A 12465-nucleotide genomic window follows, 5' to 3' on the forward strand; every position below is an offset into this window, starting at 1 on the left:
GGAACCTTTATGAATAATTATCAAGATTTCTTCGCAACGCTGAACAAAGCCAAAGCGTTAGGGGAGTCTATGTTAGAAGTCTGCATTACCGATACCGATGGCTCTAGCTATCGTAAATCTGGTGCACGAATGTTGATCAGTGCGAATGGTGAAATGACCGGTTTAGTCACCGGAGGTTGCTTAGAAGGCGAGCTTACATCCATTGCACCTGAGTTATTGCGCACTAAAAAAAGCCAAGTACTTGAATATGATATGCGTACCATGGACCCTAACCTGTGCGTATTTGGTCCGGGTTGCAATGGTCGAGTGCGCGTGCGTATTAATTGCCTACACCCAGAGAATAACTACGGTGTCCTCGCGCAAATGCAAAACCATTTCCCCGATGCCGTGCAGCTGTTAACGGCAATTGATGACAGTGGCGATTACGCAATTCGTTGTGGTGATGCTTTGCACTCACAAGGCACTTTGCCAAAACAAGTCGATAGCCTGTTGGCAGATGCACAAAGCCAGCCAGCATTGCTTAACTTAGAGGGTCGAGATTACTTACTAGAACATATTCGCCCTGCAAAACGGCTGACGTTACTCGGTGCCTCCTCCGATGCGCGGTTATTAGCGGTTATGGCTCGGCAAATGGGTTTTTATGTGCAGTTGCTCGATGAACGTGATGTTTATATCACGGAAGGACAAGCTAAAGGCTTGTTAGTCTCAAACTTTGAGCAGGCTGCATTTACGGTTTCTAGTAGCGATGCCATTGTGATCATGAGCCATGATTTTGATCGCGATATTAAGGCATTGCCGATCGCTTTATCAAGCAATGCTGACTACATAGGTTTATTAGGCCCTGCAGATAGGCGTAATCGATTGTTAGCAAAAGCCGAACTCAGCCATGATCAATTCGCAGACCGCTTGTTTAGCCCTGCTGGGTTAGATATAGGGGCAGATTCATCCGATCAAATTGTGTTGTCGGTACTAGCAGAAATGATGGCAACCTTAAATAACCGCAGTGGTCTGCCTTTACGAGAAAAGCAGGGCAGTATTCATGGCTAAACTTGCCATCGGCATATTGGCAGCAGGCTGCTCTAAACGCTTAGGTCGCGCTAAACAACTGGTAAACGCCGGTGGCATCAGTTTATTGCAACGGCAAGTGAACACAGCGGTTGCCACTGGGTTGCCGGTAACGGTTGTCTTATCTGATCAAGATGAAGCCATGCAAATGCGTGAACAGCTTACTGTACCCACCTTAACCAACCAGCGTTGGGCTAGTGGAATGGCGTCGTCAATAAAGTGCGTGGTTAATAATGTTCAAGCAGATGCCTGGCTGTTGCTAACAGTCGATCAATACCGGCTCGATACTCAGCATTTGAACCGCATGATCGGTCATTGGCAGGGTCGCGAAACTACAACTACTATTGTTGCCTCGGTCTATGATTCAATCATAGGTGTACCGGCACTTATTCCTTCGTACTATAAAAATGAGCTGAATAATTTAACCGGTGATCAAGGGGCAGGGCGAATGATTCGCCAAGTTCAGGCTGAAAGCCCACATTTAGTTATCGAACTAGAAAACCAAGAATTACGTTTTGATGTAGACACAGTGGATGACTTGCTAGCATTGAAACATTACTTTCAACGACCTAACCCTGGGGTGCAAAACTAATGTTTAATCTCACCGTCAATGCCAAAGCGTATCAAGCCGATGTTGAAGCCGATACACCACTACTCTGGGTCATAAGAGAATCCTTAGGCTTAACCGGCACTAAATTCGGCTGTGGCTTAGCGCAGTGTGGTGCGTGCACTATGTTGATCAATGGCGAGCCAACACGCACCTGTGTTTATCCTGTGTCTGCATTACCCGCCGGGGCAGAAGTGACCACCATTGAAGGGGTTACCGAGTTAACTGAGGCACCCGCTGGCGAGACCGGCGTGCAACATTGGCACCCGGTACAGCAGGCGTGGCTAGATGAACAAGTGCCACAGTGTGGCTATTGTCAGTCAGGGCAAATATTAACGGCCGTGGCGTTGTTAAATAAAAACCCACAGCCATCCGAAGAAGATATTGAAAATGCGATGATCAATATTTGTCGATGTGGTACTTATCCTAGAATACGAACAGCTGTACACCGCGCTGCACAATTAATGCAGGAGGCTAATTCATGAGTGATGTTAATCTTAGTCGTCGTCAGTTCATCCAAACCTCAGTCGCCGTTGCCGGCGTAGGTTTAATTGTGGGCTGCTCCTCTAAAAATGAAGTAGTGATGCTGCATTCTAATGAAGCACCCGATACTCAGCTGAACGCTTGGGTGCACATTGCAGCGGAAGGCACTGTCACCATCACCGTACCAAGCGTTGAAATGGGCCAGGGTGTTAAAACCAGTATGGCCATGCTCATTGCTGATGAAATGGATGCCGATTGGGAATCTGTAAAAGTGCTGATCGCTCCTTGGAATGCACAGTTTAATAACAGTGCCATGCGCATGCAGATAACAGGTGGCAGTACCAGTATTTCTAGTTTTTGGTTACCCATGCGACAAGTCGGCGCTGTTGCACGTCACGCGATGTTGGCCGCGGCTGCAAGCAAGTGGAATGTTGCTGTGGAGCAATTACGCACAGAAAATGGTCAGGTGATCAATGGCGCAGAATCTATTAGTTACAGCGAATTGGCGGAAGTAGCCGCAACCCTGAGTATCGATGTCGATGATGTGACGCTTAAGCAAGCAGACCAGTTCAGACTCATAGGCAAGGCAGTACCAAGAATAGACGGCGTTGAAAAAGTAACTGGCCAAGCTGAATTTGGCATTGATGTTAATGTTCCCAATATGTTGATTGGCACCGTTGCCCAAGCGCCGGTGTTTGGTGGCCAACTGGTCTCAATGAACGCAGATGCCGCCATGGCGGTTAACGGCGTAACCAATATTGTTGAAGTGCCCAATGGTGTTGCGGTTGTTGCCACTTCTTACTGGCAAGCGAAGAAAGGCTTGGCCGCATTGGCACCGCAGTTTAATGAAGGTGATGAACCGCTTATGTCAAATGCAGACATTAGCCAGCGACTCAACGAAGAACTAGACGATATTAAAGTAAAGCGCCCGAAAGAAGCAAAAAAGCTAGTTGAACTTGCTTATGAGGTTCCTTATTTAGCGCACGCGACCATGGAACCGATGACCTGTACTGCACACGTACAAGCTGACAGCTGTGATATTTGGGTTCCTTCGCAAAGCCAAAGCCAAACCGGCGCCATTGCCGAGGACTTAACCGGCTTAAAGCAAGACAATATTTTTGTCCACACCACATACTTAGGCGGAGGCTTTGGCCGCCGTGGCGAATCCGACTTTGTCGCACAGGCGGTTATTTTATCGCAAGCGGTAGGAAAGCCAGTGAAAGTTATTTGGTCTCGTGAAGAAGATACTCAGCATGATTTTTATCGACCCGCCACCGTAGCACGTTTCCAAATTGGTTTAGATGATAACAACCATATCATGCATTGGGGTGCGCAGAGTGCATCGAGCTCAATTTTGAAACGCCTCATTAAAGCAGGCATGCCCGGCTTCTTACGTTGGGTACCGGTTACTAAAATTATCGGAGATCCGGTCGCCGAAGAGGGCATGAAGCATGTAAGCTACGTTGAAGAGCCCGACTATGAAAATAAAATAGTGCCACTGCCTGTTCCAGTAGGGTTCTGGCGATCGGTCGGTCATTCCAGTAATGGTTTTTTTGTAGAGAGCGCCATGGATGAAGTTGCGATAGCCGCTGGCGCAGACCCATACCAGTTCCGGCGTGATCATTTAACCGATCCACGTGAAATTGCCGTGGCAGAAAAAATTAAATCTTTAGCTAGCTGGGGCAATGTAACCAATGGGCGAGTGCAAGGTATTTCTATTCATAAATCTTTCGGCACTTATATCGCTCAAGTTGTTGAACTTAGCGTTGCTGAGAACAAAGAAATTACGCTGCATAAAATTACCAGCGTTCTCGATTGTGGCGTTGTGGTTAACCCAGATACCGTAAAAGCACAAATAGAAGGCGGCATTATTTTTGGACTAACCGCCGTAGCCAATGGCGATATCACCATCGACCGTGGACGGGTGATGCAAAGTAATTTTCACGATTATCAAATGTTAACGCTCGACCAAATACCAGAGATAGTGGTGGAAATAATACCTTCGGCAGAAGCACCATCGGGTATTGGTGAACCAGGAACACCGCCTATCGCGGCCGCAATAACCAATGCAATTTACCAAGCTAACGGTGAGCGAATTCGAAACTTACCGATAGCAAAGCACGGTTATAAAGTTATTCGGGCATCTGCGTGAATGATTAAAAGTCCAGCTTATCCGTGACGGTTCTTAAAAGGGTTTTTAGTTCAGCGGTATCTAGGCCGCCTGGGTATTCTTCAAAGTAATACTCAATGCGGCCTTTAACGTTTTCCAGCTCTAACAACTTAGTCTCCGTTGTTTCCGCTTTTTCGTAGTCATCCCAAGCTTGTATCACCCAGTCATACTGCTCCCTAGCTTTGGTTTCAATTTCTTTTTGAGTCCAATGGGCAAGAAGCGCCAATAACTCTGGGTTGCCAGGGTATGCGGTGAGTACTTTCTCGATAGACCAAGTGGCATTGGTGGCGGTAATGTCTGATCCAACCTTGTAGCCGGCAATAAAGCCCGCAAGTGGGCTTGAAAGTGCGACCGCATGTAGAGAGTTATTACCCCAACCCGTATCAATTAGTAAAATTCTATCTGCTGGTATAGCCTCTTTGAATGTAATCTTAGTTTGATCATCGCTCAGAGGTGAAATTTGAGGGCTAACTCTAAAGGTTTGGCCTGGTGAGGCCAGTGGGCGAGTTTCAATATTTATATAATTGGGCAGAATGTCTGGCTGATACACAATAAGTTCCAAGCCATCAGAGCTTGGGGTCAACACTGTCAGCTCCCCATAGTATTCAAAGTCCATCCGGTAATGGTTATATACATCGGCTGCAATGTAGCCTTGATCGGTTTTTACGTATACACCGTAGTTTTCTAGCTTAATTTCTTCTGCAGTAACAATGCTCACCATCATCGTAAAAGTGAGACTAATCTGAAGGATCCTCTTTAAAGCTGTCATGTAGTGTCCGTTAAAGTAGATGAATGGGTCAATGCATTGAACAAGTCTCTGTAGTTTACAGAGATTGCTTTCAGTGGGAAGCCTTTAACTTTAGATAAATTCCAGATATTCACTTATATTTCAACGTTGATAATTGCCTTGAACAGCATACACTGCATACATTATATGAACTTGGTAATGACTTAAAATAATGGATTTTACAGAAATTAATGCCGATATGATCGGTGAAGAGAAAGGCAAGCTAAACGCCTACATACAGAAGCACCGTACCGCCATGCTGACTGTTATGTTTACCGATATTGAAGGTTATACCGAGCTGACAGAGCGTAAAGGGGATTCTTACGTCGCCAAACTCCGGCAATATCATGATGAACTCTTGAAAACAATCATCGAGGAAAACGGCTCAGGCATGGTCGTGAAGTTTATCGGTGATGCCGTTATGGCTGTTTTTTCTGAGCCATCAACGGGGGTGAAAAGAGCGGTCGATATTCAACTCGCTTTAGAAAAGTTCAATAGAGAGCATGCAGAATTCGAAGATATTTCTGTCCGCATTGGCTTGCATGTTGGGCAAATAGCCGTTGAAGATGATGTTCAATTAGATATTTTTGGTCGGCATGTTAATCGCGCGGCTCGAGTGGAATCTTTAGCGACAGGCGGGCAAATTTTAGCAACTTACCCCGTTTGGGACAGTGCAAAAGGTTGGCTTGATGCGTCTGATGATATTAAGTGTATCAGTCACGGTGGCTATCTATTAAAGGGTATACCAGAGGCAATTGAAATTTTTGAAATTTATTTGCCGGAACTCACAAAGCCTGCGGCACCTGCAAAAGGTAAGGTGAAAAGTCGCTCACCGTTAATGAAATGGGTCAACCTAGCCTTATTGATACTTGTTGTTGGGTATTTGGGTTTTTCTTTCTTAAAAGGCGAGTCGTTATTAATTAATACGGCGGTTACACAGAATTTATATTTGAATGGCGAGTTATTGAATTTATCTACGGCCAATGACAAAGGAAACCGTACTGTTGAAAACGAAATAGCGCCAGGCGTTTACCAATTGAGTTACAAAAGCTCGAGTCAACTTGCTTACATGGCGACGGTAGAGGTAGGCAAAGGACAAACCATAATAAAGCCCGACTTTACCGAGCTATCGTTGCCGAGCTTAAAGCTAAGAAACGATGCCTCTAAAGTTAATAATTCAACGCAAGGCGAGTTTAGTTTTATAACGACCACTGGCGTTGAATATCAAGGTCAATGGGCACTTAAGATCGAATCAATTGTCTTAGATGGTTCAAGCGTACAGCACACAGTATCTTGGCAACTGATAACGTCTTTACCTAACGCGATTACTACTCAAGGGCTAGAGCGCTTTAGCCATGACCTAGTTGATGATATGCGTCCATTTGAAACGATGGAGTTAACCTCAAATGACGGCATTAGGCTCGTTTTAACTGGGTTCACTGCAAATAAATTAATAGAGACGGAATTAAGATGGGAGTTTGAAGGCTAACTATTTTGACAGCAGTTATTGCTTTGAATTCACAATTAGCCACCTAGATTAAATAAAAAAACCGCCACAGAGGCGGTTTATCTATCCGAAGGAATTAGCTAGTCGTGCAGTGGAACTTCCTTCGCTTTAAAGAAAATAATATAGAACACTGGAACCGCGATTAAGGTCAGTAATGTTGCAAAGCCTAAACCAAAGCTAATTACAACGGCCATGTCTTTAAAGAACGGATCGAATAACAACGGTGCTAAACCCAGTATGGTGGTGAGAGCGGCCATAAAAACAGGGCGCAAACGGCTAACGGCGGCATCGAAGACGGCGCGGAAATGTTCTTTGCCTTCTCGTATTTCTACATTCACCTGATCGATCAACACGATACCATTTTTTATCACCATGCCCGATAAACTCAAGAACCCTAAAAAGCCCATAAAGCCGAAGGGTACATTCAGCAGCAATAAGCCCATGGCAATACCAATCATCGTTAACGGAATGCACAACCAAACCACCAGTGTTTCTTTAACCGAGTTAAACAGCAATAACGTAATGATAAACATAAACAAATAACCCATCGGCATTATTTTGATCATGTTGTTTTGTGCATCATTCGAAATTTCATATTCGCCCGCGTACTCAAGTGAATAGCCAGGTGGAACTTCAATGGCATCTATTGCTGGTTGGGCTCGTTTAAACAAATCGTCGGTGTTAAACGGACTGTGTAAATGAGGGTCTGCTTGTACCGTAATGGTTCGCTGACGGTCACGCCTTTCTATCGATGGATTCTCCCAAATAATATCAAAACCAAGGGTGACCTCTGTTAGGTATACATATCGACCGTTACTGAATATTTGTATATCCTTTAAGTGATCGACACTGCTGCGTTCATTTTCAGGTACGGTCATCACAATAGGTAATAACTTATGGCCATCACGGAATGATCCGACGGTTTGGCCTTGTAAATGCGTCAGTAAAGCTTTGTCGTATTCCTTTTTAGATATGCCCAGCTCCGATGCTTTTTCAGCATTGAAAATAGGTTGCAATACCTTGACGGGGTTTTTCCAATCGTCACGTATCGAGTCAATATTTGGATCAGATCGCCAAACTGTTTTAACCTGTTCGGTTAGCTCACGCAGTACTTTTGCATCGGGTCCTGAGACACGAATCGCTAGTTTAGCGCCACCAGGTCCGAGTTGCATTTTACGCAAGGCAAACTCTGCATTGGGTTGCTCTTTGCGCATGTACTGATCTATCTCGACCATGATCGGATCAATGTCTTCACGCTGTTGTAACCGTACGACCATTTGAGCATTGGCGTAGCCGGTTTCCAATGCTTGGTAGGTTAATATAAAACGCGGTAACCCTTGGTTGATGGTCGTGGTAACGAATTCCACTCGATTGTCGGCGGTTAAACGATCTTCTAATATTTTTATTTGCTGTGCGGTCGATTCGATCTTGGTTGCAACTGGGTAACGAACATCAATAAAAAACATAGGTGCCGCTGATGAAGGGAAAAAGGCTTGCTTTACCTGCGTGAATGCGACACCTGCCGTACTAAGTGCAAGCACTAAAACGGTGACAGTGACCCAGCGGTGGCGCATGGCAATCAATAGTATGCGCTTGTAAACAGTAAATATTACACCGCGATAAGGGTCTGTAGGTTCTTCACCTTCTTGAGTAATTTCATCTTTAAAAAACAGATGGCAAAAGAAAGGTGTTAGAGAAACAGCGGTAAACCAACTGATTGATAAACTAATGAGCAGCACCCAAAACAGAGAGCCAACAAATTCACCAATGCTGTCAGGTGATAAACCCATGGGCGCGAATGCGGTAATGGCAATGACGGTAGCGCCTAATAGCGGCCACTGAGTTTGCTTTACAACGGCGCTGGCGGCTTGAAGGCGTGTTTTACCTTGTTTAAGGCCAATTAGAATCCCTTCGGTGACCACTATAGCGTTGTCGACCAGCATCCCCAGAGCAATGATTAAGCCGCCCAAGGAAATACGCTGAAGGGTAATGCCCACTAGGTCCATGACAATAAAGGTTCCTAGAATGGTAATGGCTAAGATCATGCCAATGAGGATGCCAGATTTAATGCCCATAAATACCAGCAAAACTAATATAACAATTACCACCGCTTGCAGCAGGCTGTACATAAATCCGTTTACAGCTTGTTCAACTTCATCGCCTTGGAAATAGATTGATTCAATATCAACACCAACGGGCACAAAGCTCATTGATTCTTGCAGTTTAGCGCGAACATTTTTGCCTATTTCAACGACGTTCTCTCCGGGTAAGAAAGACAGGCCCAGAGCAATAGAAGGTTTGCCGTTATAGTGAATAATGTGATTAGAAGGTTCGTTGTAAGCACGGCGAATGGTCGCAATATCTTTTAGTTTTACGGTTTGGCCGGTTTGTGCACTGGTGATGGTCAATAGACCCAGTGCTTCTATCGAACTAAACTCACCTGTAGGTGTTAAACGAATTAATTCATCGCCTACATTCACAAAGCCGGAGTTAGAAACGATGTTTTGTTCGCTGAGTAAACCCGCAATTTGTTCAACAGGGATGCCCATTGAAATTATATTCTTACTGGGTATTTCAATGTGAACCTGCTCTTGCTGCACACCTGAAATAGCCACTTTTGAAATGCCTTCAACCAAAGCGAGTTGTTTACTTAAATCATTGGCGATGGTATTGAGTTCGCGATAATCATAGTCGCCAGGCACGGCAGAGGTTAATGCATAAAGAACGCCGTAAACATCGCTGAAGTCATCAATAACCATCGGGGCTTCTGCGCCTGGTGGTAACTGTACTTCAATGTCCTTTAACTTTTTCCGTACCTCATCCCAAACTTGACCGAGTTTTTCAGCCCGTATGGTATCTTTCATCTCCACTTGCAGCTTAGAAAGGCCTGCATTTGAAGTCGACATAATGTGTTTTACATAAGGCAAATTCTGCATTTCTTTTTCAAGCAAGTAGGTTACTTCGTTTTCTACCTGCTCTGGAGTCGCGCCGGGGTACTGGGTAATAATGTTAACTTGTTTAATAGAGAACTCTGGGTCTTCTAAGCGGCCTAAGTTTAAAAACGCTAATACCCCACCGACCAAGAGTATGAGCGTGACCATCCAGCTGGTGACATGTTTTTCGATAAAATAACGTGCGATATCCATGGTTATTCTCCAGTCCAGACTTTAATCGCCTGGCCATCAGAGAGTTGTTGTACGCCGGCTTCTACAATTATGTTACCTGGCTGTAGGCCTTCGGAAATGCTAATAAAACCATCATATAACTCGCCCATGATGATTGCAGTTTTGCTCACCTTGTCACCTTGAACCTTCCAGACCCAGTTTTGATTATTGCTTTGAAAGACCGCATGGCTAGGGACCAATATAGTGACGTCTTTATTAAGGTCAGATAAATTCACGAAGACATTTGCGTCCATACCCGGGAATAAATTGCCTTTGTTTTGCTGTGGCGTCGCCATGGTGAGAGTGAGATTAAAACTGCGAGTTGAGCGATCAGAATCGGCACTGAAACTCTTGAACTGCGCATCAAAAAGCTGGTCTGTTAGAGTATTAACACTGACTTTTGCCTTAATATCGGAAGGGTCACCGTTATAACGTCGAATAAGATCACTGGGCACTTGGAACTTAACATCAAAGTTGTCAGTTGAGTGCAAGGTGACCACCGTATGAGCGGCATTGATAAAGTCGTATCTATCGGCATTGACGCGAACGACGGTTCCGCTGATGGGAGCAAAAATACGGGTATTATCTAATTGATTCTGGCTTTGCTGCAAAGCAACCTTGGCTTTATCTAGGTTTGATTTTGCGTTGTCATAGTCGGCTTGCGTGGCAATATTTTTTTGCCTAGAAGACTCAACGCGATCAAACGATACCTTAGCGAGGGTGAAGTTGGCTTGGGCTTGGGCTACATTGAGCTTAAAGTCGATATCGTCAATGGTGAAGAGCAAATCACCAGCAGTAACCTCATCACCAGGGTGGACCAAACGTTGCGTAACCTGTCCAGATACCTTAGCCGAAATGTTAGCAACTTCAGAGGCTTCTATCACCGCAGGAAAACGGCGCACGTTCTCGGTATCAACGGCACTGACTTCATACACCTTAACAGGCTGTGGTTGCACGGCGACAGACTCAGGCTCTGGACCACAGGCGCTGATTGCTAAGCTAATCAGTATGGGCATAGCCATTGTAAGGATGGGTTTTAAGTTTTTCATCTAGTCGCTCTCCAGAGGCTAAATTGTGTTGAAATTACGATACATATGTATTGGAAGTGGCAATGTAATGATATAATCGGCTCAATCAATGACCAATTTTAGAAATGAGACACAGGGCCCAATTTTGTATCGGAACAGTACAGATAAGCGTGTAAAGCAAACCTCCGCCAAGCTTTTTGACTCTATAGGTCACTTGCTTGAGTCAAAAAAGTTCGATGATATTGGCATTAAAGAGATTAGTGCGTTGGCGGGTATTGGCCGGGCGACTTTTTACCGTAACTTTGATTACGTTGAGGATGTCCTAAAGCTTAGGTTAGATGAAGAGTTTATAGCCTTGAGTACGCAGGTAGAACCCTCACGCCACAACTCATTAGTTAACCTGGAGCCTTTTTTTGCATTTTGGATCAACAACTCAGAAATTTTGCAGATTCTGATTAAAGCCGATAAATGGAGTATTTTTACGTCTAAATTTAATGCGGAGGCACAAGGCCCTATCATTGAACTCTCAATGCATATCAAGCATGACCCTAGATTTGACGAATATTTACACACCATTTTGAGTGGTATTATTACGTCAACGTTGCAAACTTGGGTGGCAAGAGGCATGCAAGAAACATCTCAAGAGCTGTGTCAAATGATTGATTTGCCTTTCAAAATATATTCGACAAACTCGCCCGTTATGGCAAAGCAGTGAGCTTAACGGTTTGTGCAATCAACACCATATTGCCAGCAAAACTTCATTGGATAACTTATGCTTGAAACAAACAATATTATTGCTTACCAAGGGCTAGAAGGTGCTTATTCGCATTTATCTTGTCGTCATGTGTACCCAAATATGCAAGCAGTGGCTTGTGCTACCTTTGCCGAAGCCATGTTTATGGTTGAACGGGGCGACGCCAAACTTGCCATGATCCCGTTAGAAAACTCAACTGCTGGCCGAGTAGAAGAAATGTATCGGCTTATGCCAAAAACTCACCTGCATATTATTGGTGAACATTATGAAGCGGTGAATCATTGCTTGCTGGCCATTAAAGGCACTTGCCTTGAACAGCTAACAACCGTGACCTCTCACCCACAAGCACTCGCCCAATGCGACCAAAATATCAAACAATTAAACTTAACCCCGGTGGCCGGATACGACACCGCAGGCATTGCCAGTGAGGTTTCAAAAAGTGATGATGTCAGCCGAGGGGCGATAGCCTCTAGCCTAGCTGCCGAGCTATACAATTTAGATATACTGCAAGAAAACTTCCAAGATGTAACCGGTAATACCACACGTTTTCTTATCCTTTCAAAAGAAGTAGGTTTGGCCGACTACCAAGAAAATGTTAGCTACATTACATCGCTTTTTTTTACCGTGCGTAATATACCAGCGGCTTTGTATAAGGCCCTAGGTGGCTTTGCGACGAATGGTATCAACATGGTGAAACTTGAAAGCTACATGGGCAGCGGCGCACCCAATGGCAGTGCGTTTCACTTAGATATAGAAGGTCATCCTGATGAACGAATGATGCAATATGCGTTACAAGAATTGGGCTTTTTTACCCAAGAACTGCGTATATTGGGTGCATACCCTGCGCATTCATTTCGAGCATCGAACCGGGCTTTACCTGAATAATAGATGGGCTCTTGC

General features: G+C 44.7%; 10 protein-coding genes. 7 read left to right on the forward strand and 3 right to left on the reverse strand.

The window, feature by feature from the left end:
* The first annotated feature begins 9 nt into the window (after positions 1-9).
* Genes ACI882_RS04230 through ACI882_RS04245 form a run of 4 tightly spaced genes read left to right on the forward strand, consistent with a single transcriptional unit; the run spans position 10 to position 4307 of the window.
* Positions 10-1047, forward strand: a complete 1038-nt coding sequence (locus ACI882_RS04230; RefSeq protein ID WP_411743963.1) for an XdhC family protein — start codon at positions 10-12, stop codon at positions 1045-1047.
* Positions 1040-1657, forward strand: coding sequence for an NTP transferase domain-containing protein (locus ACI882_RS04235; RefSeq protein WP_411743962.1), 618 nt, complete (start codon positions 1040-1042; stop codon positions 1655-1657). The genes ACI882_RS04230 and ACI882_RS04235 overlap by 8 nt, the downstream gene beginning before the upstream one ends.
* A complete protein-coding gene (locus ACI882_RS04240) occupies positions 1657-2157 on the forward strand; it encodes a (2Fe-2S)-binding protein (protein WP_411743961.1) in 501 nt (166 codons plus the stop codon). The genes ACI882_RS04235 and ACI882_RS04240 overlap by 1 nt, the downstream gene beginning before the upstream one ends.
* Positions 2154-4307, forward strand: coding sequence for a molybdopterin cofactor-binding domain-containing protein (locus tag ACI882_RS04245; RefSeq protein ID WP_411746609.1), 2154 nt, complete (start codon positions 2154-2156; stop codon positions 4305-4307). The genes ACI882_RS04240 and ACI882_RS04245 overlap by 4 nt, the downstream gene beginning before the upstream one ends.
* Before the next feature lie 4 nt (positions 4308-4311).
* Here the strand turns inward: ACI882_RS04245 and ACI882_RS04250 are convergent, their stop codons facing one another.
* Entirely contained in the window at positions 4312-5094 is a 783-nt protein-coding gene (locus tag ACI882_RS04250) for a hypothetical protein (RefSeq protein ID WP_411746041.1), read from the reverse strand.
* A 190-nt stretch (positions 5095-5284) separates the two neighbouring features.
* Between ACI882_RS04250 and ACI882_RS04255 the strand changes: the two genes are divergently transcribed.
* Positions 5285-6601, forward strand: coding sequence for an adenylate/guanylate cyclase domain-containing protein (locus ACI882_RS04255; RefSeq protein ID WP_411746608.1), 1317 nt, complete (start codon positions 5285-5287; stop codon positions 6599-6601).
* Positions 6602-6699: 98 nt separating this feature from the next.
* Here ACI882_RS04255 and ACI882_RS04260 read toward each other — a convergent pair whose 3' ends face one another.
* Positions 6700-9765 (reverse strand): efflux RND transporter permease subunit, encoded by a 3066-nt coding sequence (locus tag ACI882_RS04260; protein WP_411744438.1) that lies wholly within the window; start codon positions 9763-9765, stop codon positions 6700-6702.
* A gap of 2 nt (positions 9766-9767) precedes the next feature.
* Positions 9768-10832, reverse strand: coding sequence for an efflux RND transporter periplasmic adaptor subunit (locus ACI882_RS04265; RefSeq protein ID WP_411744437.1), 1065 nt, complete (start codon positions 10830-10832; stop codon positions 9768-9770).
* Positions 10833-10920: 88 nt separating this feature from the next.
* On the opposite strand from ACI882_RS04265, the gene ACI882_RS04270 reads away from it, so the two are divergent.
* Both ACI882_RS04270 and ACI882_RS04275 read left to right on the forward strand, forming a co-directional pair.
* Positions 10921-11526 (forward strand): TetR/AcrR family transcriptional regulator, encoded by a 606-nt coding sequence (locus ACI882_RS04270; protein WP_411744436.1) that lies wholly within the window; start codon positions 10921-10923, stop codon positions 11524-11526.
* A 57-nt stretch (positions 11527-11583) separates the two neighbouring features.
* The gene (locus ACI882_RS04275) at positions 11584-12450 is read left to right on the forward strand and encodes a prephenate dehydratase (RefSeq protein ID WP_411744435.1); all 867 of its coding nucleotides are present in this window, start codon (positions 11584-11586) and stop codon (positions 12448-12450) included.
* The last annotated feature ends 15 nt before the right edge of the window (positions 12451-12465 follow it).

The organism is Reinekea sp. (genome assembly GCF_046710285.1).
Lineage (GTDB): Bacteria > Pseudomonadota > Gammaproteobacteria > Pseudomonadales > Natronospirillaceae > Reinekea.

What these genes read in the sequence shown, in the direction of transcription:
- ACI882_RS04265 (WP_411744437.1), bottom strand. Translation starts at nt 10,832, where the DNA reads ATGAAAAACTTAAAACCCATCCTTACAATGGCTATGCCCATACTGATT.
- ACI882_RS04250 (WP_411746041.1), bottom strand. Translation starts at nt 5,094, where the DNA reads ATGACAGCTTTAAAGAGGATCCTTCAGATTAGTCTCACTTTTACGATG.
- ACI882_RS04275 (WP_411744435.1), top strand. Translation starts at nt 11,584, where the DNA reads ATGCTTGAAACAAACAATATTATTGCTTACCAAGGGCTAGAAGGTGCT.
- ACI882_RS04230 (WP_411743963.1), top strand. Translation starts at nt 10, where the DNA reads ATGAATAATTATCAAGATTTCTTCGCAACGCTGAACAAAGCCAAAGCG.
- ACI882_RS04260 (WP_411744438.1), bottom strand. Translation starts at nt 9,765, where the DNA reads ATGGATATCGCACGTTATTTTATCGAAAAACATGTCACCAGCTGGATG.
- ACI882_RS04270 (WP_411744436.1), top strand. Translation starts at nt 10,921, where the DNA reads ATGACCAATTTTAGAAATGAGACACAGGGCCCAATTTTGTATCGGAAC.
- ACI882_RS04235 (WP_411743962.1), top strand. Translation starts at nt 1,040, where the DNA reads ATGGCTAAACTTGCCATCGGCATATTGGCAGCAGGCTGCTCTAAACGC.
- ACI882_RS04240 (WP_411743961.1), top strand. Translation starts at nt 1,657, where the DNA reads ATGTTTAATCTCACCGTCAATGCCAAAGCGTATCAAGCCGATGTTGAA.
- ACI882_RS04245 (WP_411746609.1), top strand. Translation starts at nt 2,154, where the DNA reads ATGAGTGATGTTAATCTTAGTCGTCGTCAGTTCATCCAAACCTCAGTC.
- ACI882_RS04255 (WP_411746608.1), top strand. Translation starts at nt 5,285, where the DNA reads ATGGATTTTACAGAAATTAATGCCGATATGATCGGTGAAGAGAAAGGC.